The following is a 23,881-nucleotide window of genomic DNA, read 5'->3' as shown; positions in this document are numbered from 1 at the left end:
TACGGCATCTCGCGCGAAGACCAGGACAAGTTCGCGGCGCTGTCGCAGAACAAGGCCGAAGCCGCGCAGAAGTCGGGCCGCTTCAACGACGAAATCATCGCGATCGACATCCCGCAAAGGAAGGGCGAGCCGCTCAAGTTCGCCACCGACGAGTTCGTGCGCCATGGCGTGACGGCCGAAGCGCTCGCGGGCCTGAAGCCGGCGTTCTCGAAGGAAGGCACGGTGACGGCCGCGAACGCGTCGGGCCTGAACGACGGCGCGGCGGCGGTGATCGTGATGTCGGCGAAGAAGGCGGAAGCGCTGGGCTTGACGCCGATCGCGCGCATCAAGGCGTACGCGAACGCGGGCGTCGATCCGAAGGTGATGGGCATGGGCCCGGTGCCGGCCTCGAGGCGTTGCCTGGAACGCGCGGGCTGGTCGCCGGCTGACCTGGACCTGATGGAAATCAACGAAGCCTTCGCGGCGCAGGCGCTGGCGGTTCACAAGCAGATGGGCTGGGATACGTCGAAGGTGAACGTCAACGGCGGCGCGATCGCGATCGGTCACCCGATCGGCGCATCCGGCTGCCGGATTCTCGTCACGCTGTTGCACGAAATGCAGAAGCGCGATGCGAAGAAGGGCTTGGCGTCGCTGTGTATCGGCGGTGGCATGGGCGTGGCGCTGGCGGTCGAGCGTCCGTAAGCGGATATCCGCAAACAAAAAGGCTTGTTGAGACAGCGGGAAGCGGCTGGCGGGATCGCCGGCTTCCCGCATAACGAAAATGGAGTGACGAATGACGAAGCGCATAGCGTATGTGACGGGCGGCATGGGTGGCATTGGCACGAGCATCAGCCAACGTCTGCATAAGGACGGCTATACGGTCGTCGTGGGCTGCGGCCCGAATTCTCCGCGCCGCGTCAAGTGGCTCGAAGAGCAGAAGGCCAACGGCTACGAGTTCATCGCGTCGGAAGGCAACGTCGGCGACTGGGAATCGACCAAGAACGCGTTCGACAAGGTCAAGGCCGAAGTCGGTGAGGTTGACATCCTGGTGAACAACGCCGGCATCACGCGCGACGTCGTGTTCCGCAAGATGACGCACGAGGACTGGACGGCCGTCATCGACACCAACCTGACGAGCCTCTTCAACGTGACGAAGCAAGTGGTCGACGGCATGGTCGAGCGCGGCTTCGGGCGGATCATCAACATTTCGTCGGTGAACGGCCAGAAAGGGCAGTTCGGCCAGACCAACTATTCGACGGCGAAGGCCGGCATCCACGGCTTCACGATGTCGCTCGCGCAGGAAGTGGCGACCAAGGGCGTGACGGTCAACACCGTCTCGCCGGGCTATATCGGCACGGACATGGTCAAGGCGATCCGTCCCGAAGTGCTGGAGAAGATCGTCGCGACGATTCCGGTGCGCCGTCTTGGCCGGCCGGATGAAATCGGCTCGATCGTGGCGTGGCTTGCATCGGAGGAGTCGGGCTTTTCGACCGGTGCGGACTTCTCGCTGAACGGCGGTCTGCATATGGGCTGACGGGCGGCGGTGGTGCGTGGCCTGGAACCGCGCGCTGCCGCTTCTTGCCGGAAACGAACCGGCAGCAACGCTCTTTTGCGTCCACGCAAGACACGTTTGCTGCCATCGCAGTAAGGTTTTGCGTTTAAAGGCGTTAAATGACCACTACTACTACAAAGAAACCCGCCGAACGACTCATCAAAAAGTATCCAAACCGTCGGCTGTACGATACGGAAACGAGCACCTACATCACGCTTTCCGACGTGAAGCAGCTCGTGCTGGATCAGGAAGATTTCAAGGTCATGGACGCGAAGTCGAACGATGACCTGACCCGCAGCATTCTCCTGCAGATCATTCTGGAAGAGGAAAGCGGTGGGCTGCCGATGTTCTCGTCGGTGATGCTTTCGCAGATCATCCGCTTCTACGGCCACGCGATGCAGGGCATGATGGGCACGTACCTGGAAAAGAACATCCAGGCGTTCATCGACATCCAGCAGAAGCTCACCGACCAGAGCAAGGGCCTCTACGACGGCAACGCGCTCAATCCGGAAGTGTGGTCGCAGTTCATGAACATGCAGGCGCCGATGATGCAGGGCATGATGACGAGCTACATCGAGCAGTCGAAGAACATGTTCGTGCAGATGCAGGAGCAGATGCAGACCCAGGCGAAATCGATGTTCAACACGTTCCCGTTTCCCACGCCGACGGTGCCGCCGTCGACGGAGAAGAAGTAGGGGCGATGGTGCTTGCCCGCTTGCGGGCAGTGCTGCGGGAGCCGCGGGGAACTGTCGCGCGCCGCAGCCGGTCGCCGGCGCGGTACGATACGGACATGGAAATTCGCCCCCTGCACACTGAGGAAGACTACAACGCAGCGCTCGCGATTGTGTCTGAACTCGTTGATGCCGATCCTGCACCTGACACGCCCGATGGCGACCGCCTTGATATTTTGTCGATACTGGTTGAACGCTACGAAAACGAACATTTTCCGATCGAGCGTCCTGACCCCGTCGAAGCCATCAAGTTTCGGATGGAGCAGGCCGGACTGACAGTCACGGACATGAAGCCGTACATTGGCAACACAAATCGTGTCTACGAGATTTTGGGCGGTCGGCGTCCGTTGAGTCTGGAAATGATTCGCCGCCTGCATAGTGGACTGAAGATCCCGGCCGAAGTGCTTATCGGCTGATCAATCGTCGAACGGAGAAACCTGGCGACAAATACGGTCATAGACCGCCAGACAGCCGCTTAAGCGGCTGTTTTCATTTCCCGGGACAGCGGGCGTCGTCGCATTTGCCATATCGACGAGGCGGGATGCAGCGAATCAACCACCTCCGCGCAGCGGCCCAAATCCAGCCACGCAGTACAATACGGGGTTACGTTACCGCGATCCGCCGGACCATCCCCTATGCCGCAGACTTCCTCCCCCATCACGCCGACGACGACCGCCCCCAAGGTCGGCTTCGTCTCCCTCGGCTGCCCGAAAGCCCTCGTCGATTCCGAGCAGATCATCACCCAACTGCGCGCCGAGGGTTATGAAATCTCCGGCACCTACGACGGCGCCGATCTCGTCGTCGTCAACACCTGCGGGTTCATCGACGAAGCCGTGCAGGAAAGCCTCGACGCCATCGGCGAAGCCCTGAGCGAGAACGGCAAGGTGATCGTGACCGGCTGCCTCGGCGCGAAAAAGAGCGCGAGCGGCTCGGGCCTGATCGAGGAAGTGCATCCGAAGGTGCTGGCCGTCACCGGCCCGCACGCCACGAACGAAGTGATGAACGCGGTGCACACGCATCTGCCGAAGCCGCACGACCCGTTCACCGACCTCGTGCCCGCCGCCGGCATCAAGCTCACGCCGCGCCACTACGCGTACCTGAAGATCTCCGAAGGCTGCAACCACCGCTGCACGTTCTGCATCATCCCGTCGATGCGCGGCGACCTCGTCTCGCGCCCGGTCGCGGACGTAATGCTCGAAGCGGAGAACCTGTTCAAGTCGGGTGTGAAGGAACTGCTCGTGATTTCGCAGGACACGAGCGCGTATGGCGTCGACGTCAAGTACCGCACGGGCTTCTGGAACGGCAAGCCGGTCAAGACCCGCATGACGGACCTCGTCGGCGCCTTGGGCGAACTCGCCGCGCAGTACGGCGCGTGGGTGCGCCTGCATTACGTGTATCCGTACCCGAGCGTCGACGAAATCATCCCGATGATGGCCGAAGGCGCGTTGAAGGGCCGCGTGCTGCCGTATCTCGACGTGCCATTCCAGCACGCGCATCCCGACGTGCTCAAGCGCATGAAGCGCCCGGCCAACGCCGAAAAGGTGCTCGAACGCGTGCAGGCATGGCGCAAGATATGCCCGGACCTGACGATCCGCAGCACGTTCATCGCGGGCTTTCCGGGCGAGACCGAAGAGCAGTTCCAGACGCTGCTCGACTTCATCCGCGTGGCCGACCTGGATCGCGTCGGGTGTTTCGCGTATTCGCCGGTCGAAGGCGCGAGCGCCAACGATCTCGACGGCGCGCTGCCCGACGAGGTGCGCGAGGAACGCCGAGCGCGCTTCATGGAACTGGCGGAAGAACTGTCGGCGGCGCGTATGAAGCGCAAGGTCGGCAAGACGCTGAAGGTGCTCGTCGACGAAGTGAACGCCGATGGCGGCATCGGGCGCACGGCGGCGGATGCGCCGGAAATCGACGGCGTGGTATATATCGCGCCGGCGACCAAAGCGTCGAAGCGCTACAAGGCGGGCGATTTCGTGTCGGTGAAGATTTCCGGCGCCGATGGCCACGATCTCTGGGGCGAAGTCTAAACATGACGGAGACACGCATGACGCAGACGCCGCAAGTCCTCGCGCTCGGCGAGGCGATGATCGAGTTCAACCAGTCGACCAAAGGCGCGCCGAACTATCTGCAAGGTTTCGGCGGCGATGTATCGAACTTCCTGATCGCGGCGTCGCGGCAGGGCGCGTCGACGGGTTTCGTGTCGGCGGTCGGCAACGATCAGTTCGGGCAATTGCTGCTCGACCTGTGGCGTACGGAGCGCGTCGATACCTCGACGGTTCGCGTCGACGACAACGCGCCCACCGGCGTCTATTTCGTCTCGCATGGCGAGAACGGACATCGCTTCGATTACCTGCGCGCCGGTTCGGCTGCGAGCCGCTATGCGCCGTCCGACTTGCCGCTCGAGGTGATCGCGGCCGCGAAGGTCGTGCACCTGTCGGGCATCAGTTTCGCGATCGGCGTGTCAGCCTGCGACGCGGCGTTCGCCGCCATCGATCATGCACGCAGCCACGGCGTGAAAGTGAGCTTCGATACCAACTTGCGCCTGAAGCTGTGGCCGCTCGCGCGAGCGCGCGCAGTGATGCTCGAGGCGATCCGCTCGACCGACATCTGCCTGCCGAGCTGGGACGACGTCACGGACCTGACGGGCCTCACCGACAAGGACGCGATCGTCGACTTCGTGCTCGCGCTCGGGCCGAAGGTGGTCGCGTTGAAGCTTGGCAAGGAGGGCTCGTATATCGCGACGCCGGAAGAACGGCGCGTGGTGCCGGGCCGCGTGGTCCAGGCCGTCGATGCGACCGGTGCGGGCGACTGCTTCGGCGGCGCGTTCATCGCGCGGATCGTCGCGGGCGACGACCCGTTCGCGGCGGCGCGCTACGCGAACGCGGCGGCAGCTCTGTCGACGCAGGGCTTCGGCGCCGTCGCGCCGATTCCCGACCGCGCGACCGTCGAGCAGGCGCTCGCCGGGTGATGACCCGATGATAAGATGATTAGCATGCCGGAATGACAGGGAGCCTGTTTCGCGCGAGTGCTGACAGGCTCCGGTACCCGTACCTTCAACACGCAGGACCATTTTGAATGGAGACGAAAAATGCAACGTGAAGTGGTGGTGGTAAGCGGCGTTCGGACCGCAATCGGAGATTTCGGCGGCGCTTTGAAAGACTTTCCCCCGACCGATCTGGCCGCACGCGTCGTGCGCGAAGCGCTGTCGCGCGCGAAAGTGTCCGGCGAGGACGTCGGTCACGTGGTGTTCGGCAACGTCGTCCATACCGAGCCGAAGGACATGTATCTCGCGCGCGTCGCGGCGATCAACGGTGGCGTGGCGCAGCACACGCCCGCGCTGACCCTGAACCGCCTGTGCGGCTCGGGATTGCAGGCGATCGTGTCGGCGGCCCAGTCGATCCTGCTCGGCGATGCCGACATCGCGGTCGCCGGCGGCGCCGAAAATATGAGCCGCGCGCCGTACATCATGCCGGCCGCGCGTTTCGGCCAGCGCATGGGCGACGCGCGCATCGTCGACATGATGCTCGGCGCGCTGAACGATCCGTTCGACACGATCCACATGGGTGTGACGGCGGAAAACGTCGCGGCCAAGTACGGCATCACGCGCGAGGCGCAGGACGCGCTCGCGCTCGAATCGCACCGCCGCGCGGCGAAGGCCATTGAAGCCGGCTATTTCAAGGAACAGATCCTGCCGATCACGCTGGCATCGAAGAAGGGCGAGACCCTCTTCGTTCGGGACGAGCACGTGCGCATGAACGCGACCCCCGAGGATTTCTCGAAGTTGAAGCCCGTGTTCGCGAAGGAAAACGGCACGGTGACGGCCGGCAACGCGTCGGGCATCAACGACGCCGCCGCGGCCCTCGTGCTGATGGAGCGCAGCGTCGCGGAGAAGCGCGGCTTGGCACCGCTCGGGCGGCTCGTCGCGTACGCGCACGCGGGCGTCGATCCGACGATCATGGGCATCGGCCCCGTGCCGGCGTCGAAGAAGGCGCTGGAACGGGCGGGGCTCACGGTCGCGGACCTCGACGTCATCGAAGCCAACGAGGCTTTCGCCGCGCAAGCGTGCGCCGTCACGAACGAACTGAAGCTCGATCCGTCGAAGGTCAATCCGAACGGCTCGGGCATTTCGCTCGGCCATCCGATCGGCGCGACGGGCGCGCTGATCACCGTGAAGGCGCTCTTCGAACTACAGCGCATCGGCGGGCGGTACGCGCTCGTGACGATGTGCATCGGCGGCGGGCAGGGCATCGCGGCGATCTTCGAGCGCATTTGAACATCGCAGTCGAAAGGGAAGGAAGCAGAGGATGATGCAGACGAATACGGCGGCAATCGGTAAAGCAGGATTCGGCGCGGTTGTGGCGCTCGCGGTGCTCGGGATGGTCTCGGTGCTCGCAGGCTGCAACTCGCCGATGCCGCCGGACCAGTCGAGCGCCGCGACCGCCGCGTCGGCGGCAAGAAGCGACCAGACGATCGGCGCGAACAAGGCGATCGCCGCGCTCGCGCTGCCGCCGGTCAAGCCGCTTGCGCCGAATCCGGAGTACGCGCGTTTTCCGCGCTACGTCGGCACGCTCGGCGGGCGGCAGGTCGACATGCGGCTTGGCGCGAAGACCGACGAGGCGTCGGGCATTCACGGCGAGTACCAGTTCGTTGGCAGTTCATCGGTGATCCTGGTCGCGGGCGATCGCGACGGCGACGCGCTCGAAATCGAGGAATCGAACGACGGCACGCATATCACCGGCAACTGGGTCGGGAAGTTCGCGGCGGACGGCAGCGTGTCGGGCGAACGCATGAACGCCGACGACTCCGATCCGCAGCCGTTCGAATTGCGGCCGGCGGTGGCGGGCGTGACGGTGCCGGCCAATCGCGTGCCGAGCGCCGCGGCGCCTTCGCTGGAACCGGCGCCGCCTGCCGCTCCTGCCGCGCCGCCGCGCAATGCCGTCGGCGGCACGAGCAACGTGATCATCGGCGAGTAGCGGCAACCACCCGGCAATCAGCGGCGCAACGCTGCATCGAAACGAGCCTGATACGCCATCGAACCCCGTTCGATGGCGTTTTTTCTCCGAGTCCAAACACAAGCAAGCACGCCATGACCGATTCCAGCAAGAAGGCCCAAGAACGCGGGATGCAGACCCGCATCGTCCATCCTGAAGACCGCCTGACGCCCGGATTCGAAGCGTTTCCGGTGCCCGTGACGCGCGCGTCAACCATCGTGTTCCCAAATTTGGCCGCGATGCGCGAACTCGTCTGGAGCGACGACTCGCAGTGGCGCTACGGCCTACACGGTACGCCGACGACCATCACGCTTGCCCAGCGCCTCGCCGCGATCGAAGGCGGCGAGCACGCGCTGTTGCAGCCGTCGGGGTTGTCGGCGATTTCAAATGTCTACTTCGGTTTCGTGAAGTCGGGCGATCACGTGCTGATTCCCGACAACGCGTATTCGCCGAATCGCGAGCACGCCGACTGGCTGGCCGCCGACTACGGCGTCGAAGTGACGTACTACGATCCGATGATCGGCGCGGGCATCGAGGGCCTCATCAAGCCGAACACGAAGCTGATCTGGGTGGAAGCGCCCGGCTCGGTGACGATGGAAGTGCAGGACGTGCCGGCGATCGCGTCGGTGGCGCGCGCGCACGGCATCGTGAGCGCGATGGACAACACCTATTCGGCGGGACTCGCGTTCAAGCCGTTCGAGCATGGCGTCGATATCTCGGTGCAGGCATTGTCGAAGTACCAGTCGGGCGGCAGCGACATCCTGATGGGCGCGACGATCACCGTCGATCGCGAGCATCACATGAAGCTGAAGCGGGCGCGGATGCGGCTGGGGATCGGCGTGTCGTCGGATGATTGTTCGCTGGTGCTGCGCAGCCTTCCGTCGATGATGCTTCGTTACGAAGCGCATGACCGCACGGCGTTCGGGTTGGCGCAATGGCTGAAGACGCGGCCGGAAGTCGCGGCGGTGCTGCATCCGGCGCTCGCCGATTGCCCCGGGCACGCGTTCTTCGAGCGCGATTTCAAGGGCGGCGCGGGTGGTCTGTTCTCGATCGTGTTCGAAAAGCGGTATAGCGCGGCGCAGGTCGATGCGTTTGTCGAAGCGCTGGAGCTTTTCGATATCGGCTGGAGTTGGGGCGGTTCGCACAGCCTTGCCATGCCGTACAGGATCGGGACGATGCGCACGGCGGTGAAGTGGCCGCATGAGGGCGTGCTGGTGCGGTTTTTTGTCGGGCTGGAAGATGAGGCGGATTTGCGAGGGGATATCGAGCGGGCTTTGGTGACGGCATTCGGATGAACCAACTCCGGGTGGTGTCCGGCGACGCGCGGGGGTGGGCACAAGAACGGCTGCGGCGATTTGGCGTCGATATCTCACCGGAACCGTGGCATGAAGTTGGACTCACTGGGCGTATTGACCAAGTGGATCAATCTGGACTAATATGGACTTAGTCCACTAGGAGCAGATATGCAAACGGTCAATATTCACGAAGCGAAGACCCAATTTTCGCGCTTGGTCGATGCAGCAGCCAGCGGCGAAGAAATCGTGATCGCCAAGGCGGGCAAACCGGCCGCGCGGCTGGTGCCGATGGAGCGGCTCAAGGTGGCACGCCGGTTTGGTGGGCTGAAGGGCAAGGTTCGCATTGCGGAAGACTTCGATGCACCGCTGCCGGATGACGTGATCGCGGCATTCGAGGGCCGTTGATGCGCCTGCTTCTCGATACGCACATCTACCTCTGGTCGGTCATGGACGACCGCAAGCTGACAAAAGCAGCACGCAAGCTGATACTGGATGCCGACGATGTTTTCGTTAGCAGCGCGAGTATTTGGGAAGCGTCGATCAAGGCCGGGCTTGGCAAGCTCGACGTGGACGTGAACCTCCTTGTGTCTGAAATTGAAGCGAGCGGTTTTTCTGAATTGCCGGTACGAGCCGTTCACGCAGCGATGGTTCGCGATCTGCCTGACATTCATCGCGATCCGTTCGACCGGCTTCTGGTCGCACAAGCACTGTCCGAACCGCTACGTTTGGTCACTTCGGACGGCCATCTGTCGAAGTACACCGATCTGGTCATCACGGTGTAGGAAAAACGCGCAACAACCCATCCAGCCCCACGAAATCAAACGCGACACTCGCCGCTTCCCGCACTACCGGCTTCGCGCGAAATGCCACCGAAACGCCCGCTTCCGCCATCATCTTGAGATCGTTGGAGCCGTCACCCATCGCGATGGCGCGTTGCGGATCGATGCCGATCTTCGCGCAGGTCTCGCGCAGCGTCCGCGCTTTCACATCGGCGTTGACGATCTCGCCGATCACCTTCCCCGTGAGCTTCCCGTCGATGATCTCGAGCGTATTCGCGTTCGTGAAATCCAGCCCGAGCCGCGCCTTCAGCTTCTCGGTGAAGAACGTGAAGCCGCCGGAGACGAGCAGCGTCTTCAACCCGGCCGCGCGCGCACCCGCGAGCATCGTCTCCGCGCCCGGCGACAGTTGCAGCCGCTCCTCGTAGACGCGTTCGAGCGCACCCGCATCCAGCCCCTTCAAAAGCGCGACGCGGCGCGTCAGGCTCTCGTTGAAGTCCTTGATCTCGCCGCGCATCGACGCTTCCGTGATCGCCGCGACGTCGGCCTTCAGTCCGCAAAAGTCCGCGATTTCGTCGATGCATTCGATCGTGATCAGCGTCGAATCCATGTCCATCGCGACGAGCCCGAAATCGGCGAGACGCGCGTCGGGCGCGACGAACGCGTGATCGAGCCGATGCGCCCCGCAATAGGCGTCGATGTCGGGGCGCTGCAACGGATCGGCGCCGATGAAGCGCACGAGTGTGACGTCGGCGCGGATCGTTTGCGACGAGCGGGCGAGGGCGGCGAGCGGCTTGAGATGCGCGTCGGCGATCGGAGAGGGGCTTTGGACGACGAGGTTCATTGAGGGCGGCGCAAAGAGGGAAGGAGCGAAACCAGCCATTGTAATGGCGCGGACCGATGGCGGAGCCGCGCGCCCGGCGGCTATCATGCGCAAAAAGAATCGAACCCGGAGACTCCGATGAATTCCGCCGTACCCGCAGCCTCAGCCGAGGCCGCCGAACTCGCCCGCACATTCGACCTGCGCCACCTCGACGCCTCGTTCTACGCGAACCCGTATCCGATCTACGACGCGCTGCGCACACACGAGCCGATCAAGCGCATGCCCGACGGCTCGCTGTTTCTCACGCGATACCGCGACATCCAGGCGGTCTATCGCGATGCGAAGGTGTTCAGCTCCGACAAGACGGTCGAGTTCGGACCGAAGTACGGCGCCGGCACGCCGCTCCATGCGCATCACACGACGAGCCTCGTCTTCAACGACGCGCCGCGCCACACGCGCGTGCGAAAGCTGATCGCGGGCGCGTTGACGGCGCGCGCGATCGCGGCGATGGAGCCGGGGCTGATCGCGCTCGTCGACGGCCTGCTCGATCGGGCCGAAGCGCGCGGGCAGTTCGATCTGATCGACGATTTCGCGTCGGCGATTCCCGTCGAGGTGATCGGCAACCTGCTCGACGTGCCGCACGACGAGCGCGGTCCGCTGCGCGACTGGTCGCTGGCGATCCTGGGCGCGCTGGAACCGTCACTGAACGCCGACCAGCAAGCCCGCGGCAACCGCGCGGTGACGGAGTTCATCGACTATCTGAAAGGGCTGGTCGCCGCGCGCCGCGCGCGGCCGGGCGATCCGCAACACGACGTGCTCACGCGCCTGATCGATGGCGAGACGGACGGCGAGCGGCTCGACGAGGCCGAACTGCTGCACAACTGCATCTTCATCCTCAACGCGGGCCACGAGACGACCACCAACCTGATCGGCAACGGCCTCGTGCTGCTCGCGGCGTGGCCCGGCGAACGCGAGCGCTTGCAGCGGGAGCCGGCGCTGCTGGAAAGCGCGATCGAGGAGTGCCTGCGCTTCGAGAGCTCGAACCAGCTCGGCAACCGGATCGCCGTCGCCGATGCGCTGATCGGCGAGACGCCCGTTCCGCGTGGCACGCCGGTCACGCTTTGCATCGGCGCGGCCAATCGCGATCCCGCGCAGTTCGAGACGCCGGAGCGTTTCGACATCGGCCGCGAGCCGAACCGGCATCTCGCGTTCGGTTTCGGCGTTCACCAGTGCGCGGGGCTGTCGCTCGCGCGGCTGGAAGCGCGCATCGCGATCGGGCGCTTCGTCGCGCGGTTTCCGGCGTATCGGATGAGCGGCGAGCCGGAGCGCGCGGCGCGGGCGCGCTTTCGCGGCTTTGTCGGGGCGCCGGTTTCCATCGAATGAAGCGGCGTGGCTACCGCATCACCCGCGCCGGTTCGGCATCCCAATACGGCGGCTCGCCGAACTGCGCGGCGAGGAAGTCGACCAAAGCGAGCGTCTTTGGCGGCACGAACACCCGGCTCGGATAGACCGCCCAGATCGCGACCGTCTCGGCGAGCGGATAATCGTCGAGCACGGTCACGAGTTCGCCGCTGTGCAAAAGCGGCGCAACACTCCACGTCGACTTCAGCCCGATGCCGAAACCGGCCGCGAGCGCATCGCGGATCACTTCGCCGTTGTCTGTCACGAGCCGCCCCGATACCCGCACGTCGATCACGCCCGTTGGCGTGACGAAGCCCCAGTCGCGCTGATCCGCGAGGATCACGCATTCGTGCTGCGCGAGATCCGCCGGATGGCGCGGCGTGCCGTGCGCTTCCAGATACGCCGGCGACGCGCACAGCACGCGCCGGTTGCTCGCGAGCTTGCGGGCGACGAGCGTCGAATCCTTCAGCGCGCCGATGCGGATCGCGAGGTCGATGCCGGCATCGACCAGATCGACAACCTGGTCCGTCAGCCGCAAGTCCACCGAAACGCCCGGATACTGCCGCAGGAACGCGGGAATCAGCGGCGAGACGTGCTGGCGTCCGAGCGACGACGGCATGGTCACGCGCAAGCGGCCGAACGGCTCGGCAAGCGCGCGGCCGACCGAGGCGCGGGCGGCCTCGGCGGAATCGAGCAATTGCCGCGCATGTTGCGCAAAGACTTCACCTTCCTGCGTGACGCTGATGCGGCGCGTCGTGCGATGCAGGAGCCGCGCGCCAAGCGTGCGTTCGAGGCCGGCGAGCCGCGCGCTTGCGGCCGCCGCCGACAACCCGAACTCGCGTCCCGCCGACGACACGTTCGCCAGCGCCGCCGCGCGCACGAACAGCGCGACATCGAGCAGATCGAGGCGATCCCGCGACAGGTCGCCGACCGGAAATTCAGAAGCCATTTGCTTGTTTTTCCGAATAATGTTTCAGTCATTATGACGGTTTTCAATGAACCCGGATCGGCATAGCATCGGGTCCATGCGTTGCGGAATCCATCGAACGTTCATTGAAGGAGCCACCATGAAAGCCGTCGCCCTGACCCGCTATCTCCCGATTTCCAACCCCGAATCGCTGATCGACATCGAACTCGACAAGCCCGCGCCGACCGGCCGCGACCTGCTGGTGAAAATCGAGGCGATCTCGGTGAACCCGGTCGACACCAAAGTCCGGGCGCCGAAGGACAAGGTCGAGGAAACACCGCGCGTACTCGGCTGGGACGCGGCGGGCGTCGTCGAGGCGGTCGGTCCGGACGCAACGCTTTTCAAGCCGGGCGATCCGGTGTACTACGCGGGCAGCGTCACGCGGCACGGCGCGAACTGCGAGTTTCATCTCGTCGACGAACGGATCGTCGGCGCGAAGCCGAAGTCGCTCGACTTCACGCACGCGGCCGCGCTCCCGCTCACGACGATCACCGCGTGGGAAGCGCTTTTCGAGCGCCTCGGCGTGTCGCCGCAAGGCGCGGACGAGGGCAAGTCGGTGCTGATCATCGGCGGCGCGGGCGGGGTCGGCTCGATCGGCATCCAGCTCGCCAAGAAGGTCGCGAAGCTGACCGTGATCGCGACCGCGTCGCGGCCTGAATCGGCGAAATGGGCGACCGAGCTCGGCGCCGATCACATCGTCAACCACTTCGACGACATCCCGAAGCAACTCAAGGCGATCGGATTCGAGAACGTCGACTACGTGCTGATCTTCAACGACACCGACAAGCACTTCCCGGCCGCCGCCGAAGTCGTCAAGCCGCAGGGCGGAATCTGCACGATCGTGGAAAACAGCCGGCCGCTCCAAGTCGAATTGCTGAAGTCGAAGAGCGCCGCGTTTCATTGGGAGTTCATGTTCACGCGCTCGATGTTCGGCACGCCCGACATGATCGAACAGCACAAGCTGCTGTCGGAGGTGGCGCGGCTGATCGACGCAGGCACGCTCACCACCACGCTCGGCCGCAACCTCGGCAAGATCGACGCGGCCAACCTGCGCGAGGCGCATCGGCTGCTGGAAGAAGGGCGCTCGATCGGCAAGCTCGTTTTGACGGGGTTCTGAAGCACGCGTCGTCATGCTGGTCCGCCGGACGGGGCACGGGTTTTCCCTAGGGCCGTCCGGCGTGCGCCGCGCTAGACTGAACCGCCTCACGCGACTCCACGCGCGCGCCTCCCGCGTCCGCCTCGGCTCGCGTGACGACCCACTTCGGAGGTGCCGGCATGAATCGTCGTCTGAACGTTTGTCGCTCTCGAGCCGGTTTCGCGGCGCTCGCATTCCTGGTTGCATCGGCGGTCCATGCGACGCCGGGCATCAAGGTTCAGGAAGAGGCCGCCAATGACGGGCCGATCAAGTACACGGTGAAGATGACGTCGAAGACGTTCGGCAACGAGCAGGAAACACGCACGATTCGCTCGGGCCAGACCGACGACTTCACCTGGCAGAGCGCGGCGCCAGGCGGCGCGCAGGCGGTGCCCGACGATTGCCCCAACGCGGCGGGGCTCGCGCGCAACGCGGAAGGGAAGGCGGTCCGGCAGGTGCAGATCCGCTTTGCCGCGGTGGTCGCGGACAACGGTTCGGCGAACGTCCAGCTCAGTTTCCAGGCGCGCGCGCCGAAGGGCACGAACAAGGTGATGGTGAGCGGCAAGGCGCTGCAATGCCCGGTCGAGAATCGCCTGAGCCAGATCGTGCGTTTCACGATGCCGACGACCGGCAGTACCAAGACCGTCACCTTGAACGACGGGACGCAGCTCACAGTCAGCGCCAGCCGGAAATAACCCGCTTGCCTTCGGACCCGCCGAGGCGGATTCGATATGGCTGCATTTGAAGTCGCTAACGCAACTAACTGTCGATTTCATCCCCATCTTTGAGTTTCGCCCGGTCGGCTCCTTCACGCAATCCAGGTCAGGCAGGACACGGGGGAGCGAATGCAACAATGACGGATCGGGTTATCCCCTTTCTGTGGGCAGCCTTGCGGATAACTAGATGGGGCGTAATGCTAGGTGCCTGATTCTTCACGGATCCGGTCGCCCTGCCTTCAGCATGTGGTGGACCGGCCGCAAGCCCTGCTGGCAGTGGTCATATGGTGCGGAGGGTTTTCCGCGCGGCGATTGCGGGACGGTGGCTTCCCGGGTAAACTAAGTCCAGTGAACTAAGTTTATTGGTGCAATCATGCAGGTCTACAACATCCATGATGCCAAGACCAATCTGTCGCGGCTCATTGAGGAAACCGTGAATGGCGGCGAGCCGTTCGTGATCGCCAAGGCTGGCAAGCCGCTGGTCAAGGTCGTGCGCATTGATGTGGAAGTTGGAAAATCACCACGGCGGATTGGCTTTATGAAGGGGCAGATCAAGGTTCCGGCTGACTTTGACACCATGGGCGCAGACGAAATCGCCGGCATGTTCGAGGGCAAGGCGACGTGAAACTGCTGCTCGACACCCATCTGCTGGTCTGGGCGGCTGCCGACGATCCTGCCTTGCCCGGCGAAGCGCGCACGGCCATCGAGGACACCGAAAACACTCTTTACTTCAGCGTCGCGAGCCTGTGGGAAATCGTGATCAAGAGCGCGCTGGGACGTGACGATTTCCAGGTCGACGCGCGCGTTTTTCGCAGAAACCTGCTCGACGCTGGCTACGAAGAACTATCCATTGAAGCGCAACACGCGTTCGAAGTTGCGGCCCTTCCGCCGCTCCACAAAGATCCGTTTGACCGGCTACTCGTCGGTCAGGCGATGTCAGAAGGCATTGTGCTGCTGACCCATGATGAGCAGATCAAGCGATACGACTTTGCTCCGGTCCGGTACGTTTAGCTCCGCTGACGAGTAAACCGGAAACAATCTCTGCAGGGGGAGTGCGCTTATCTATCTGAAATATGCTGGAACGTAGATCGAGCGATCATCGCGTTCCCGCGTATGGGCGGCCTGGTGAGCTACCGGTGTCGGACAGCGTTCACATCGAAGTGGCTCCAGTCCCTGCCCCTTGACGTAAGTGTCGGCGTGCCATTCCCGCCCGGCACTGTCCAGCGCAACACCCATCTTGATGCCCATACACATGCTCCGTCATTGATCTGATGAATAGTGTATCTCAATGACATATTCGCACGTCACACGCGTCGTCGACTTCTGGCAGGACCCAATCAGCCTAGCGGCGTTGATGCGCGCCTGCATCGGCCAAAAATCCCACCGCACGGCAATCGTTACCGGCACCTGGCGGACACGAAACCGCCGCTTTTGCCGCGCCACCGCCACAACCCCTCTGGCACGTTTTCTGCTGCCTTCCGATACGCTCCGGCCGCCGCACAGCGCCGGCCTGCGACTTCCCAAAACCCAACGCGCACCGACTCAGGTTCGAGCGAGGAATCGCGATGCCGCACATGATCTGGAAAGGCGCGATCAGCTTCGGGCTGGTCCACGTGCCCGTGCAACTCTATCCGGCGACGCAGTCGGAGAAGGTCGGCTTCAATCTGCTCGACAAGCGGTCGATGGACCCCATCGGCTACAAGCAGATCAACAAGAACACGGGCAAGGAAGTCACGCGCGACAACATCGTGCGCGGCTTCGAATACCAGAAGGGCAAGTACGTCGTGATGACCGATGCCGAGATCCGCTCGGCCAATCCCGAATCGACGCAGACAGTCGATATCCTCGCCTTCATCGAGGCGCCCGAAATCTCGTTCCTTTCGCTCGACACGCCGTACTATCTCGCGCCCGACCGCAAGGGCGAAAAGGTCTACGCCCTCTTGCGCGACGCACTGAAGGACACCGGCAAGATCGGCATCGCGAGCGTCGTCTTGCACAACAAGCAGCATCTCGCGGCGCTGATTCCGGTGGGTCCGGCGCTCGCGCTCAACACGCTGCGCTGGGCCGACGAAGTCCGCGACTTCGATGAATTCAAGTTCCCCGCCGAAGACACCAAGAAAGCGGGCGTCACGCCCAAGGAACTGGAGATGGCGAAGCGCCTCATCGAAGACATGAGCGACACGTGGGACCCGGCCAAGTATCACGACACGTTCCGCGAAGACATCATGGCGCTCGTCGAGAAGAAGGTGAAGGAGGGCAAGACGGCCGAAGTCGCGGAGGTCGAGGAGTCCGGCGAGGGCAAGTCGTCGGCGGAGATCCTGGACTTGTCGGAACTGCTCAAGCGCAGCCTGAAGAAGGGCAAGCCGGCAGCGAAGCGCGGCGCCGCTGCCGATGAAGCCGAAGACGATGCGGAAGAAGAGGCGCAGGAAGCGGCCCCGGCGCCCGCGCGTCCCGCCCGGAAAACGACGCGTCGCAAGCGGGCATGAAGCGGGCATGACGCGGATATGAACCGGGGTATGAAGCGCGCGAAGCAAAAGGGAATCGCGAAGAACACCACGTGACTCACGGAGCCGATCCCGACGATGGCCGAAAAACTCGAAACCTACCAGCGGATGCGCCGTTTCAACGAGACGCCCGAGCCGTCGGGCAAGGTCGCGGCGAAGAAGACCGCGAGCGCGAAGCGCAAGCCGTCATCGAAGCAGGCGGACCATGCGCTCTCATTCGTGATCCAGGAACATGACGCGCGGCGTCTGCACTACGACTTCCGCCTCGAACTCGACGGCACGCTGAAATCGTGGGCGGTTCCCAAGGGTCCGAGCCTCGACCCGTCGGTCAAGCGCCTGGCCGTGCATGTCGAGGATCATCCGCTCGACTACGGTTCGTTCGAAGGCGAGATTCCCGAGGGCAACTACGGCGCGGGCAGCGTGATCGTGTGGGATCGCGGGACCTGGGAGCCGCAGACGGGCAGCATCGCCGAAGCGTCGGAGGCTTATGCGGCGGGCAAGCTCAAATTCCGGCTCGACGGCGAGAAGCTGCACGGCGGCTGGACGCTCGTGCGCAGTCACATGCGCGGCTCGGGCGACAAGGAACAGTGGCTCCTCATCAAGGAACGCGACGAAGACGCGCGCAACGAAGCCGACTACGACATCCTGCTGAAGCAGCCCGGCAGCGTGCTGACCGATTCGCTCGGTGCGCGCAACCAGAAAGGCCAGTTGATCGAGCGCCCCGAACGCAAGGCAGGCGCGCGGAAAACCGCGAAGGCCCCGGCGAAGCAAGCGGACAAGAGCGCGCGTCCCGACATCGTCGCGAATCGCAATACCGAGTCGCTGCGCGAGCTGGCGCATGAACCGTCGATCGAAGGTGCGCTCAAGGCGAAGCTTCCCGCGACGTTCAAGCCGCAACTCGCCACGCTCGTCGATGCCGCGCCAACGAGCGGCGACTGGGCCTACGAAATCAAGTTCGATGGCTACCGCGTGCTGGCCCGGATCGACCGGGCGTCGTCATCGAACGCGGTGCAGGTCTGGACGCGCAACGGCAACGACTGGACCACGAAGTTCAGCAAGCAGGTGAAGGCGCTCGGGCAACTCGAGATCGACAGCGCATGGCTCGACGGCGAAGCCGTGGTGCTCGACGATCGCGGCTTGCCGGATTTCCAGGCGCTGCAAAACGCGTTCGATGCGGGACGTCCGCAGGATATCGTCGTCTACTGGTTCGACGTGCCGTTCCTGAATGGCTACGACCTGCGCCACGTGCCGCTCGTGCAGCGTCGCGCGATCCTTCAGGCGCTGCTCGAACGCGTCGGCGATCCGACGCTGCGCTTCTCCGAACACTTTGCGTTCAAGGCCGACGATCTGCTGAAAAGCGCTTGCGACATGGCGCTCGAAGGGATCATCGGGAAGCGCGTGGACAGCACGTATGTCTCGGGGCGCAGCAGCGCGTGGATCAAGCTCAAGTGCCGTCGGCGCCAGGAGTTCGTGATCGGCGGCTATTCCGAGCCGGCGGGCAGCCGAGCACATTTCGGCGCATTGCTGCTCGGCGTGTACGACGCCGACGGCAAGCTCCAGTACGCGGGGCGCGTGGGCACCGGCTTCGACCAGTCGACGCTCGCCGGCATCTGGAAGCAACTCGACAAGCGCGAGACAAGCAAGATGCCGTTCGCGCGCGAGCCGATCGAACGCAGCCGCACGCCGGTGCACTGGGTGAAACCGGAACTCGTCGCGGAGTGCAATTTCGCTGAATGGACCAAGGAGCGCATCGTGCGGCAAGCATCGTTCGTGAGCCTGCGTGACGATAAGCCGGCGCGGCAGATCGTCAAGGAAGAGCCGAAGCCGGTGGAGAGCGTCGAGGCGGAGGAAGAAGGGAAGGCTTCGAAGCCGGCGAAGAAGTCGGCAGCCAAAGCGGCGACCAAAACCGCTACCAAAACCGCCGCGAAGAAGGCGAAGGAAACAAGCACGGTCGCCGGCGTGAAGATCAGCCATCCCGAGCGCGTGATCGACAAGTCGACGGGCATCCGCAAGATCGATCTCGTGAACTACTACGAGTCGGTCGCCGACTGGATGCTGCCGCACTTGAAGGATCGGCCGGTGTCGCTCGTGCGCGCGCCCGAGGACATCGGCGGCGAACTGTTCTTCCAGAAGCACAGCGCGAAGCTCGCGATCCCGCACATCAAGCAACATCCCGGCATCGATCCCGGCCATCCGCCGCTCCTGACGATTGAATCGGTCGAAGCGCTCGTCGGCACCGCGCAGATGGGCACGGTCGAGTTGCATACCTGGAACGCGCTCGCATCGGATATCGAGAAGCCCGACCGCATGGTGTTCGATCTCGACCCGGGCGAAGGCGTCGGCTGGAACCGCATGATTGAAGCGGCACGGCTGACGAGGGAACTGCTCAAGGAACTCGGCCTCGAGGCGTTCTGCAAGACGAGCGGCGGCAAGGGCTTTCACGTCGTCGTGCCGATCGCTAAGCAGGCGCCATGGGACGAGGTGAAGGGCTTCTCGCAGGCCGTCGCGCAACACATGGCGAACACGTTGCCCAAGCTCTTCTCCGCGAAGATGGGCATGCAAAATCGCCAGGGCAAAATCTTCATCGACTATCTGCGCAACAACCGCGGCTCCAGCACGGTTGCCGCGTTCTCGCTGCGCGCGCGGCCGGGCATGGGCGCGTCGGTGACGCTCGACTGGGACGAACTCGACGAAGTGAAAAGCGGCGATCAATGGAACATCGGCAATGTGCGCGAACGGCTCGACTCGCTCGGCGCGGACCCGTGGGCCGGTTACGGCAAGAAGCGCCAGCGCCTGACCGTAGCGATGAAAAAGCGTCTGGGGATGTGACCTATTCCCTGGAACAAGACAGCACCAAGTTGCACGTGCCAGAGCAAGCGCAAGTACACCGCCAACTTTGGCCGACCGCAAATTGCATGGGGCCAGAGTAAGCGCATGGGACCACAGTTAGCGCTAAAGCGCTAACTCTGGCCGACAGGAGACTCAAATGAAGCAATCGACAACTGAACCCGCAGGCCCGACCGACCGAGGTCGCGAACTCGAAAGCGGGAACGCTCGCCAGCAAGCTCGCGACGACGCCCCGGACGCACCGCTTCCGCACGAAACGGATCAGCGTCCCGAGTCGCAGCACGAGGAAGGCACGCGCGAAGTGGGCGAGCAGGCGCATCGCGATATCGAACGCGGGCTCGTCGATACCGACCGGCGCGGCGGCGACGAGTACCAGAAGCGCACGCAACGCGACGAACACGCGAACGTGAACAGCGAGGGCGAGGGCAAGCATTGAGCGCGTGGCGAAGCGTTCCAGCGTTGCGTAGAATGATTCGCCACGAAGCGGCATTCCGCATCGCGTAACGAAGAGGCGCGCGAAGCCGACATTTCTACCGCCGCCGCGCGCTACAGGAAGCGCGGAGCCAGTAAGCGATACCGACGGGGAATCTCTCGAAAGTCCCGCGAGTCACATCGATTGGCGCGTCAAGAAAGTCACGCCGCGCACGCGCCGACCCGAAATCGAATCCAAACGGAACCATGCAATACGACCTGTTGACTCGCCTGAAGCACGAAACCGCCCCATGTCACACGCGGCTCGAGAACGCACTCGACCTGATGCGCGACGACTGGTCGCGCGAAGCGTACGTCGCGCTGCTCGAACGGTTCTTCGGCTACGTGGCCGCATGGGAGAGCGCGGCGCGTGCGCATCTGCCCGCGCATCTGCATGCTTTCTTCGATGCACGCCGCAAGGCCGCGCTTCTCGCCGCCGATCTCGATGTGCTGACGGGCGATGCCGGCCACGCCGCGACGGTGCCGCTCGCCGATGCCGACGCCCGACTTCCAGCCCTCGACTCGACCGCACGCGTGTTCGGCTCGATGTACGTGATGGAAGGCTCGACGCTCGGCGGCCGCTTCATCGCGCCGCACGTCGCGCGCCTCTTCGATCTCGCGAACGGACGCGGCAACGCGTATTTCGATGCTTACGGCCCGCGCACGGGCAGCATGTGGAACGCGTTTCGCGAGACGGCCACGGCGACCGTTCCCGCCGACCAGTACGACGACGCGGTCGCCGCTGCCATCGCGACCTTCGATGGCCTGCATGCGTGGCTTGCGGGCGTGCGGGTCGAGTCGGGAGTGACCGCATGAGTGCGGATCCGGCTGCACCAACGAGCGGTGCACGCGCGTACCCGTCTTCGCCCGATGAGGAAGCGCGCCGCCGTACGCTTGAATCGGGCGTCGCGAACCGCGATTGCGACGCCGAGCCGATCCACATTCCCGGCGGCATCCAGCCACACGGTTATCTGCTGTCGGTGTCCGACGACCTTGGCATCCTGCAGGCGAGCGATAACCTCGCGACGCTGATCGGCGAGCCCGTCGAGACGCTGCTCGGAAAGCCGTTGAGCGCGTTGCTCGGCGTGCCGGCGGCGGAGCGCGTCGCGCACGCCGTTGCCACCGCGAAACTCGATCAGGCGCCGCTTTATCTTGGCGTGGCCGGCAATCCGCTGCATGAAAGCGCAACCGCAGGCCCCGAGCAATTCGACATCACGATCCATCGCCATGACGACAACCTGATCGTCGAACTGGAAGTGGCGAGCCATCGGACCGGCGATACGTTCGCCTCGATGTACCCGCTCGCGCGCACCTTCACGCGCAGCCTGCAGGACGTCGCGACCGTCGATGAACTCGCGCGTCTCGCGGTGCATGAAGTGCGCGCGATCACCGGCTTTGGCCGCGTGATGCTGTACCGCTTCGACGAGGAAGGCCGAAGCCACGTGCTCGCCGAAGACCGCGACGAGCATTACGCGTCGTTCCTGAACCAGTTCTTTCCGGCCTCCGACATCCCGCGCCAGGCGCGCGCGCTGTATCTGCGCAACCGCATCCGCCTCGTCGCCAATGTCGACTATCAACCCGCACGCCTCGTGCCGCCGGTCAACCCCGTCACCGGCCGCCCGACCGATCTCACCTACGCGACGCTGCGCAGCTTCTCGCCGGTGCATCTCGAATACATGCGCAACATGGGCACGCATGCGTCGATGTCGGTGTCGATCGTCGTGCGCGGGCAACTGTGGGGCCTGATCTCGTGCCACGATCACGACCCGCGCCTCGTGCCGTTCGAAGTGCGCATGGCGGTCGAGCATCTCGGCAATATCTTGTCGCTGCAGATCGAGGCCAAGGAAGAGCGCGCGGAGAGCAACTATCTGCAGACCCTGCGCCGCACGATGGCGCGCCTCATCGGCACGATGGGCGAGCATGAAAACTTCGTCGTCGCTCTGGGGGCGGCGCCGGACGACATGCTGTGTTTCGCGTCGTCGGGGGGCGCGGCGATCGTCGTCGACGACAAGGTCACGCTGATCGGCGCCACGCCCGACGAGGACACCGTCCGCGCGCTCGCGCAATGGCTCGCGGGGAGCACGTCGGGCGTCTATGCCACCGACACCCTGCCGAAAGTCTGGCCGCGCGCCGCGCAGCATGCCGATACCGCGTGCGGCGTGCTGGCCGTGCCGGTCTCGCAGATCTTCCGCAACTACCTGCTGTGGTTCCGGCCCGAAGTCATGCGCACGATCGAGTGGGCGGGCGAGCCGGTCAAGCTGCGCGCGGCCGACGGCGCGAACGCGCCGCGCACCGACTTCAGCCCGTGGCTCGAAACCATACGGGACCATTCGGCGACATGGCGTGCTGTCGAGATCGAGATCGCGAACGAGTTTCGTGCGGCGATGCTCAACATCGTGCTGCGCCGCGCCGAGGAAATGGCGCAACTCGCGACCGAACTCGCGCGCGCGAACAAGGAACTCGAAGCTTTTTCGTATTCGGTCTCGCACGACCTGCGCGCGCCGCTGCGCCATATCGCGGGCTACGGCGACCTGCTGCGCGAGCAGGAAGGCGAGCGCATGTCGGACCGCAGCCAGCGCTTTCTTAACAACATGCTGCAATCGGCGCGCTTTGCCGGCACGCTCGTCGACGACCTGCTGACGTTTTCGCAGATGGGCCGCGCGGCGCTCAGGCCCGGCGCGGTCGATCTGAATCAACTGGTGAGTTCGGTCGTCGGCGAGTTCGGGCCGGAGACGGCGGGACGTGACGTCGAGTGGGTGATCGGCGCGTTGCCGAGCGTGATGGCGGACGCCACGTTCCTGCAACTCGCGCTGCGTAACCTGGTGTCGAACGCGGTGAAATACACGCGCACGCGCGAGTCGGCCAAAATCGAGATTTTCGCGGACACGACGGCGACCGAACACATCATCGGCGTGCGCGATAACGGCGTCGGCTTCGACATGAAATATGTCGGCAAGCTCTTCGGCGTGTTCCAGCGGCTGCATCGCGCCGAGGAATTCGACGGCACCGGCATCGGCCTCGCGAACGTCAGGCGCATCGTCGAGCGGCACGACGGCCGGACCTGGGCCGAAGGGCGCGTCGACGAGGGCGCCGTGTTCTATTTTTCGCTGCCACTCGTGTTCAGGACCGAAACAGGCGCGCGGCAGAAGCCGCGGGCTGCCCCAGACAATTCGTCGAAACCCGATCATGCTTAAACCCATTCTTCTCGTCGAAGACAATCCGCACGACCTCGAACTCACGCTCGTCGCGCTCGACAAGAGCCAGTTGGCGAACGAAGTGATCGTCGCGCGCGACGGTCAGGAAGCCGTCGACTACCTGACGAGCCAGGGCGCCTGGAGCGAGCGCGTGCCGGGCAATCCGGCCGTGATCCTGCTCGACCTGAAGCTGCCGAAGATCGACGGCCTCGAAGTGCTGGAGATGATCCGTGCGAGCGCGCCGCTCAAGAGCGTCCCGGTCGTGATGCTCACTTCATCGCGGGAAGAGCAGGATCTCGTGCGCAGCTACGAGCTCGGCGTGAACGCGTACGTGGTGAAACCCGTCGAGTTCTCCGAATTCGTCGAGGCGATTGCCGATCTGGGCGTATTCTGGGCTGTGCTGAACGAACCGCCGCCGGGTTCGACGCGTTTTCGGCGTCCGCCGGTCAACGAATGACGCCGATGCCGATGCAAATGCCGATGCCGTCCCGTTCACCGG

The 23,881-nt window shown here is 64.2% G+C and carries 24 protein-coding genes; 22 read left to right on the top strand and 2 right to left on the bottom strand.

Annotation, left to right across the window (positions count from 1 at the left end; translation table 11 throughout):
- The 11 genes from AWB68_RS22690 to AWB68_RS22640 all read left to right on the top strand — a co-directional run.
- The coding region (locus AWB68_RS22690) for an acetyl-CoA C-acyltransferase (protein ID WP_125483005.1) at positions 1–681 on the top strand (681 nt) is incomplete at its 5' end.
- Between the two features lie 91 nt (positions 682–772).
- Positions 773–1,513, top strand: a complete 741-nt coding sequence (locus tag AWB68_RS22685) for a 3-ketoacyl-ACP reductase (protein ID WP_087646588.1) — start codon at positions 773–775, stop codon at positions 1,511–1,513.
- 137 nt (positions 1,514–1,650) lie between these two features.
- Entirely contained in the window at positions 1,651–2,226 is a 576-nt protein-coding gene (gene phaR / locus AWB68_RS22680; protein WP_087646587.1) for a polyhydroxyalkanoate synthesis repressor PhaR, read from the top strand.
- 95 nt (positions 2,227–2,321) lie between these two features.
- Positions 2,322–2,678 (top strand): helix-turn-helix domain-containing protein, encoded by a 357-nt coding sequence (locus AWB68_RS22675; protein ID WP_087646593.1) that lies wholly within the window; start codon positions 2,322–2,324, stop codon positions 2,676–2,678.
- 219 nt (positions 2,679–2,897) lie between these two features.
- Positions 2,898–4,289 carry a 30S ribosomal protein S12 methylthiotransferase RimO gene (gene rimO / locus AWB68_RS22670; RefSeq protein WP_087646586.1) on the top strand — a complete coding sequence of 464 codons (1,392 nt, stop codon included), beginning with the start codon at positions 2,898–2,900 and terminating at the stop codon, positions 4,287–4,289.
- Between the two features lie 17 nt (positions 4,290–4,306).
- Positions 4,307–5,230: a sugar kinase gene (locus AWB68_RS22665; RefSeq protein WP_087646585.1), complete on the top strand. Its 924-nt coding sequence runs from the start codon at positions 4,307–4,309 to the stop codon at positions 5,228–5,230.
- A 120-nt stretch (positions 5,231–5,350) separates the two neighbouring features.
- Positions 5,351–6,535: a beta-ketothiolase BktB gene (gene bktB / locus AWB68_RS22660; RefSeq protein ID WP_087646584.1), complete on the top strand. Its 1,185-nt coding sequence runs from the start codon at positions 5,351–5,353 to the stop codon at positions 6,533–6,535.
- Positions 6,536–6,569: 34 nt separating this feature from the next.
- Positions 6,570–7,235, top strand: a complete 666-nt coding sequence (locus AWB68_RS22655; protein WP_087646592.1) for a hypothetical protein — start codon at positions 6,570–6,572, stop codon at positions 7,233–7,235.
- A 113-nt stretch (positions 7,236–7,348) separates the two neighbouring features.
- Positions 7,349–8,548, top strand: coding sequence for a cystathionine beta-lyase (locus AWB68_RS22650; RefSeq protein ID WP_087646583.1), 1,200 nt, complete (start codon positions 7,349–7,351; stop codon positions 8,546–8,548).
- Between the two features lie 168 nt (positions 8,549–8,716).
- Complete coding sequence (locus AWB68_RS22645; protein ID WP_087646582.1) at positions 8,717–8,953, top strand: type II toxin-antitoxin system Phd/YefM family antitoxin; 237 nt, start codon at positions 8,717–8,719, stop codon at positions 8,951–8,953.
- Positions 8,953–9,330, top strand: coding sequence for a type II toxin-antitoxin system VapC family toxin (locus AWB68_RS22640; protein WP_087646581.1), 378 nt, complete (start codon positions 8,953–8,955; stop codon positions 9,328–9,330). Before AWB68_RS22645 ends, AWB68_RS22640 begins: the two co-directional genes overlap by 1 nt.
- Here the strand turns inward: AWB68_RS22640 and serB are convergent.
- Positions 9,320–10,168, bottom strand: a complete 849-nt coding sequence (serB, locus tag AWB68_RS22635) for a phosphoserine phosphatase SerB (RefSeq protein WP_087646580.1) — start codon at positions 10,166–10,168, stop codon at positions 9,320–9,322. The two genes, AWB68_RS22640 and serB, sit on opposite strands and share 11 nt — an antisense overlap.
- Positions 10,169–10,285: 117 nt before the next feature.
- On the opposite strand from serB, the gene AWB68_RS22630 reads away from it, so the two are divergent.
- Entirely contained in the window at positions 10,286–11,530 is a 1,245-nt protein-coding gene (locus AWB68_RS22630; RefSeq protein WP_087646579.1) for a cytochrome P450, read from the top strand.
- 10 nt (positions 11,531–11,540) lie between these two features.
- On the opposite strand, the gene AWB68_RS22625 is transcribed toward AWB68_RS22630, so the two are convergent.
- On the bottom strand, positions 11,541–12,497 hold the full coding sequence (locus AWB68_RS22625; protein WP_087646578.1) for a LysR family transcriptional regulator: 957 nt from the start codon (positions 12,495–12,497) through the stop codon (positions 11,541–11,543).
- Between the two features lie 118 nt (positions 12,498–12,615).
- Here AWB68_RS22625 and AWB68_RS22620 point away from each other — a divergent pair, with 118 nt between their 5' ends.
- From AWB68_RS22620 to AWB68_RS22575, 10 genes are all read left to right on the top strand, one after another.
- Positions 12,616–13,632 carry a zinc-binding alcohol dehydrogenase family protein gene (locus AWB68_RS22620; RefSeq protein WP_087646577.1) on the top strand — a complete coding sequence of 339 codons (1,017 nt, stop codon included), beginning with the start codon at positions 12,616–12,618 and terminating at the stop codon, positions 13,630–13,632.
- Positions 13,633–13,790: 158 nt separating this feature from the next.
- Complete coding sequence (locus AWB68_RS22615; protein WP_087646576.1) at positions 13,791–14,345, top strand: DUF6013 family protein; 555 nt, start codon at positions 13,791–13,793, stop codon at positions 14,343–14,345.
- 394 nt (positions 14,346–14,739) lie between these two features.
- Positions 14,740–14,991, top strand: a complete 252-nt coding sequence (locus tag AWB68_RS22610; protein ID WP_087646575.1) for a type II toxin-antitoxin system Phd/YefM family antitoxin — start codon at positions 14,740–14,742, stop codon at positions 14,989–14,991.
- A complete protein-coding gene (locus AWB68_RS22605) occupies positions 14,988–15,377 on the top strand; it encodes a type II toxin-antitoxin system VapC family toxin (RefSeq protein WP_087646574.1) in 390 nt (129 codons plus the stop codon). Before AWB68_RS22610 ends, AWB68_RS22605 begins: the two co-directional genes overlap by 4 nt.
- Before the next feature lie 554 nt (positions 15,378–15,931).
- On the top strand, positions 15,932–16,852 hold the full coding sequence (gene ku / locus AWB68_RS22600) for a non-homologous end joining protein Ku (protein WP_087646573.1): 921 nt from the start codon (positions 15,932–15,934) through the stop codon (positions 16,850–16,852).
- A 96-nt stretch (positions 16,853–16,948) separates the two neighbouring features.
- Positions 16,949–19,699: a DNA ligase D gene (ligD, locus tag AWB68_RS22595; protein WP_087646572.1), complete on the top strand. Its 2,751-nt coding sequence runs from the start codon at positions 16,949–16,951 to the stop codon at positions 19,697–19,699.
- A gap of 157 nt (positions 19,700–19,856) precedes the next feature.
- Positions 19,857–20,153: a hypothetical protein gene (locus AWB68_RS22590; RefSeq protein WP_087646571.1), complete on the top strand. Its 297-nt coding sequence runs from the start codon at positions 19,857–19,859 to the stop codon at positions 20,151–20,153.
- A gap of 242 nt (positions 20,154–20,395) precedes the next feature.
- Positions 20,396–21,004: a biliverdin-producing heme oxygenase gene (locus tag AWB68_RS22585; protein WP_087646570.1), complete on the top strand. Its 609-nt coding sequence runs from the start codon at positions 20,396–20,398 to the stop codon at positions 21,002–21,004.
- Complete coding sequence (locus tag AWB68_RS22580; protein WP_087646569.1) at positions 21,001–23,382, top strand: ATP-binding protein; 2,382 nt, start codon at positions 21,001–21,003, stop codon at positions 23,380–23,382. Before AWB68_RS22585 ends, AWB68_RS22580 begins: the two co-directional genes overlap by 4 nt.
- Complete coding sequence (locus tag AWB68_RS22575) at positions 23,375–23,839, top strand: response regulator (RefSeq protein ID WP_087646568.1); 465 nt, start codon at positions 23,375–23,377, stop codon at positions 23,837–23,839. The genes AWB68_RS22580 and AWB68_RS22575 overlap by 8 nt, the downstream gene beginning before the upstream one ends.
- The last annotated feature ends 42 nt before the right edge of the window (positions 23,840–23,881 follow it).

This window comes from Caballeronia choica (genome assembly GCF_001544535.1).
In the GTDB taxonomy this organism is placed as follows: Bacteria; Pseudomonadota; Gammaproteobacteria; order Burkholderiales; family Burkholderiaceae; genus Caballeronia; species Caballeronia choica.
This window is presented reverse-complemented; position numbering and strand designations above follow the sequence as displayed.

What these genes read in the sequence shown, in the direction of transcription:
- AWB68_RS22685 (WP_087646588.1), top strand. Translation starts at nt 773, where the DNA reads ATGACGAAGCGCATAGCGTATGTGACGGGCGGCATGGGTGGCATTGGC.
- phaR (WP_087646587.1), top strand. Translation starts at nt 1,651, where the DNA reads ATGACCACTACTACTACAAAGAAACCCGCCGAACGACTCATCAAAAAG.
- AWB68_RS22675 (WP_087646593.1), top strand. Translation starts at nt 2,322, where the DNA reads ATGGAAATTCGCCCCCTGCACACTGAGGAAGACTACAACGCAGCGCTC.
- rimO (WP_087646586.1), top strand. Translation starts at nt 2,898, where the DNA reads ATGCCGCAGACTTCCTCCCCCATCACGCCGACGACGACCGCCCCCAAG.
- AWB68_RS22665 (WP_087646585.1), top strand. Translation starts at nt 4,307, where the DNA reads ATGACGCAGACGCCGCAAGTCCTCGCGCTCGGCGAGGCGATGATCGAG.
- bktB (WP_087646584.1), top strand. Translation starts at nt 5,351, where the DNA reads ATGCAACGTGAAGTGGTGGTGGTAAGCGGCGTTCGGACCGCAATCGGA.
- AWB68_RS22655 (WP_087646592.1), top strand. Translation starts at nt 6,570, where the DNA reads ATGCAGACGAATACGGCGGCAATCGGTAAAGCAGGATTCGGCGCGGTT.
- AWB68_RS22650 (WP_087646583.1), top strand. Translation starts at nt 7,349, where the DNA reads ATGACCGATTCCAGCAAGAAGGCCCAAGAACGCGGGATGCAGACCCGC.
- AWB68_RS22645 (WP_087646582.1), top strand. Translation starts at nt 8,717, where the DNA reads ATGCAAACGGTCAATATTCACGAAGCGAAGACCCAATTTTCGCGCTTG.
- AWB68_RS22640 (WP_087646581.1), top strand. Translation starts at nt 8,953, where the DNA reads ATGCGCCTGCTTCTCGATACGCACATCTACCTCTGGTCGGTCATGGAC.
- serB (WP_087646580.1), bottom strand. Translation starts at nt 10,168, where the DNA reads ATGAACCTCGTCGTCCAAAGCCCCTCTCCGATCGCCGACGCGCATCTC.
- AWB68_RS22630 (WP_087646579.1), top strand. Translation starts at nt 10,286, where the DNA reads ATGAATTCCGCCGTACCCGCAGCCTCAGCCGAGGCCGCCGAACTCGCC.
- AWB68_RS22625 (WP_087646578.1), bottom strand. Translation starts at nt 12,497, where the DNA reads ATGGCTTCTGAATTTCCGGTCGGCGACCTGTCGCGGGATCGCCTCGAT.
- AWB68_RS22620 (WP_087646577.1), top strand. Translation starts at nt 12,616, where the DNA reads ATGAAAGCCGTCGCCCTGACCCGCTATCTCCCGATTTCCAACCCCGAA.
- AWB68_RS22615 (WP_087646576.1), top strand. Translation starts at nt 13,791, where the DNA reads ATGAATCGTCGTCTGAACGTTTGTCGCTCTCGAGCCGGTTTCGCGGCG.
- AWB68_RS22610 (WP_087646575.1), top strand. Translation starts at nt 14,740, where the DNA reads ATGCAGGTCTACAACATCCATGATGCCAAGACCAATCTGTCGCGGCTC.
- ku (WP_087646573.1), top strand. Translation starts at nt 15,932, where the DNA reads ATGCCGCACATGATCTGGAAAGGCGCGATCAGCTTCGGGCTGGTCCAC.
- ligD (WP_087646572.1), top strand. Translation starts at nt 16,949, where the DNA reads ATGGCCGAAAAACTCGAAACCTACCAGCGGATGCGCCGTTTCAACGAG.
- AWB68_RS22590 (WP_087646571.1), top strand. Translation starts at nt 19,857, where the DNA reads ATGAAGCAATCGACAACTGAACCCGCAGGCCCGACCGACCGAGGTCGC.
- AWB68_RS22585 (WP_087646570.1), top strand. Translation starts at nt 20,396, where the DNA reads ATGCAATACGACCTGTTGACTCGCCTGAAGCACGAAACCGCCCCATGT.
- AWB68_RS22580 (WP_087646569.1), top strand. Translation starts at nt 21,001, where the DNA reads ATGAGTGCGGATCCGGCTGCACCAACGAGCGGTGCACGCGCGTACCCG.
- AWB68_RS22575 (WP_087646568.1), top strand. Translation starts at nt 23,375, where the DNA reads ATGCTTAAACCCATTCTTCTCGTCGAAGACAATCCGCACGACCTCGAA.